The following is a 2,292-nucleotide window of genomic DNA, read 5'->3' as shown; positions in this document are numbered from 1 at the left end:
ATTAGTGTTAACAGGCCCTAGCCAGATTAGTGCGGCGTTTTTTAAAAGCAGGTTTTTATACCGGAAGCTTGCTGAAATCCAGAATCATCAACCGTCCCTCAAAGCGGTTCGGCTCAAGGGCAAACCAATGCTCGTAGGTAAAGGCCGCAGGCCAGAGTTTTTCACAACGATTGGTTAACTCATCGAAGGTTGAACGCCCCGGATCGGCCAGAATAATCTGTTTAACGCCGGCTTTTTTTGCGCGTTTAAACAGGCGCAGTAAATCGCTGACCATTTCATCCCAGAAACAGATATCGGCACCGATAATACAATCGAATTTCGCCAGATTCTGACCTTTCATATCGTTAAAGGATGCGTGTAACGGACGCACTTTGGCATCGTTTGCGGCAGCCACCATATCCAGATACGGAAATACGCTGTCATCGACATCCAGACCGGTCACTTTAGCCTGTTGCTGGCTGGCACAATAGACCGCCGCCGGCCCCCAGCCACAGCCAAGCTCCAGTACCCGGGTGTTTTTCGCCAGCGGGTTGCTGCTCAGCCAGTCCATCAAAAGAAAACTGGACGACCAGGTTTTATGGCCGTGGACGCTTGGCTTAGCCACTTTTTTCAGTTTGCGGACCAGAGGGTGTTTCGCGGTAAAAAGGTAAATGCCATAGGCATACTGCATATGATCTTCGGCGAAGATTTCGAGGCGGGGCATGATAGAAAGCGCTTTGACAGACTATGTTGAGCGCCAGTCTACTGGGTTTTTTATCAGCCGCAACAGAATTGAGCTATTGCTACCAATGCTTCTTTGTATAATCCTGTACAGTAATTTGTATAGGTTTTCATGGAGGCTTTATGAATTTATCCGAGTCCAGACCCGTTGTAGTTTCCCGCGGACTGTTTCCCACCGCTCTGCTGCTGGCAGCCAGTGCTCTGTTAACAGGTTGTGCCGGCGTGCAGGTCGATGAGTACGCCGGGCGTGCTCCGGCTGCTTGATCCGCGCACCTTTTTTGACGGCACTATCTGTGCTGACGGGGTGGTGCGTGACCGCTCCGGTAAACAGATCCGCCAGTTTAATGCCCGTATTCTTGCCAGCTGGGAAGATCAGGGCAGTGGTTCTGAAACCGGCACTCTTGATGAAGTTTTTTACTTTTATGATGAACCCGGTGCGGCCGCCGTCGAGGAAACCCGCGTCTGGACGCTGACGCCCAATGGCACCGGCGGTTATCACGCCAGCGCCACGGATGTGCCGCAGCCGACCACCATGAAGCATGCTGGTAACAGCATTCAGATGGCCTATACCCTGCGTTATGGCAAGCCCGGCGATACTCATCGACCTGGATATGGACGACTGGATGTTTCAGGTTGCCGACGGCGTGGTGATTAACGAAACCCGCATGAGCAAATGGGGGATTCATGTGGGTCAGGTGCTGCTGGTGATGCGTAAAGTGCCGGACGGATATCAGTGTTTGAGCGCGCGCGACTGAGACACTGATGAGTTTATCTATTAAATAAATTCAACTTTGTATTAGAAATCATCGTTTTATCTCATGATTGAATTTGGCCAGAATGTGAAAATCATTCAATCATTGAGATATTACGATGACACTTTTTCATACTCTCGGCTTTCCGCGCGTCGGTCAGCAACGCGAACTCAAATGGGCGCTGGAATCGTTCTGGGCCGGTAACAGCACACAGCAAGAACTGCTGGACGTGGCACATACCCAGCGTCTGGCCAACTGGCAACGTCAGCTGCAGGCGGGTGCCGATTTTATTACCGCCGGTGACTTTGCCCTTTACGACCATGTGCTCAATACCAGCTATCTGTTTGGCCACCTGCCCGAGCGCGCGCGCCATGGCGACGATGCGCTGAACCAGCTGTTTCTGGCGGCCCGTGGCCGTACCCCTTGTGGCTGTACCAGCCATGCCAGCGAAATGACCAAATGGTTCGATACCAATTATCACTATCTGGTGCCGGAGTGTCGGGCGGAGGATGAATTCAGCCTGCAGCCGGAATTACTGCTGGAAGAAATCCGCGCGGCGCGTGCGGTGTACCCGAAAGTCAAAGCCGTGGTACTGGGGCCGCTGAGTTATCTGTATCTGGGCAAAAGTCTGGACAACAGCAATCGCCTGAACCTGCTGCCTAAATTACTGCCGCTGTATTCCGAATTATTTGCCCTGTTAAAAGCCGAAGGCATCGACTGGCTGCAACTGGATGAGCCGATTTTAGCCCTCGATTTACCGTCGGACTGGGCGCAGGCGTTTGAACCGGCGTATCACACCCTGCGTAATAATGGCCTGAAT

4 protein-coding genes and 1 pseudogene are annotated in these 2,292 nt (G+C 52.3%); 4 read left to right on the top strand and 1 reads right to left on the bottom strand.

Annotated features, from left to right (window positions below):
• Positions 1 to 55: 55 nt before the first annotated feature.
• Complete coding sequence (locus B3P58_RS03100; RefSeq protein ID WP_286716036.1) at positions 56 to 703, bottom strand: class I SAM-dependent methyltransferase; 648 nt, start codon at positions 701 to 703, stop codon at positions 56 to 58.
• Between the two features lie 140 nt (positions 704 to 843).
• On the opposite strand from B3P58_RS03100, the gene B3P58_RS03095 reads away from it, so the two are divergent.
• The 4 genes and pseudogenes from B3P58_RS03095 to B3P58_RS03080 all read left to right on the top strand — a co-directional run.
• Positions 844 to 984 carry a hypothetical protein gene (locus B3P58_RS03095; protein WP_286716035.1) on the top strand — a complete coding sequence of 47 codons (141 nt, stop codon included), beginning with the start codon at positions 844 to 846 and terminating at the stop codon, positions 982 to 984.
• Complete coding sequence (locus B3P58_RS03090) at positions 968 to 1,375, top strand: DUF3833 family protein (protein WP_286716034.1); 408 nt, start codon at positions 968 to 970, stop codon at positions 1,373 to 1,375. The genes B3P58_RS03095 and B3P58_RS03090 overlap by 17 nt, the downstream gene beginning before the upstream one ends.
• On the top strand, positions 1,344 to 1,475 hold the full coding sequence (locus B3P58_RS03085) for a DUF3833 family protein (RefSeq protein ID WP_286716033.1): 132 nt from the start codon (positions 1,344 to 1,346) through the stop codon (positions 1,473 to 1,475). Before B3P58_RS03090 ends, B3P58_RS03085 begins: the two co-directional genes overlap by 32 nt.
• Positions 1,476 to 1,590: 115 nt before the next feature.
• Positions 1,591 to 2,292, top strand: a pseudogene (locus tag B3P58_RS03080) (5-methyltetrahydropteroyltriglutamate--homocysteine S-methyltransferase); the annotation flags it as partial.

Source organism: Thalassolituus sp. UBA2009, from assembly GCF_002335285.1.
GTDB classification, from domain to species: domain Bacteria; phylum Pseudomonadota; class Gammaproteobacteria; order Pseudomonadales; family Oceanobacteraceae; genus Venatoribacter; species Venatoribacter alkanivorans.
This window is presented reverse-complemented; position numbering and strand designations above follow the sequence as displayed.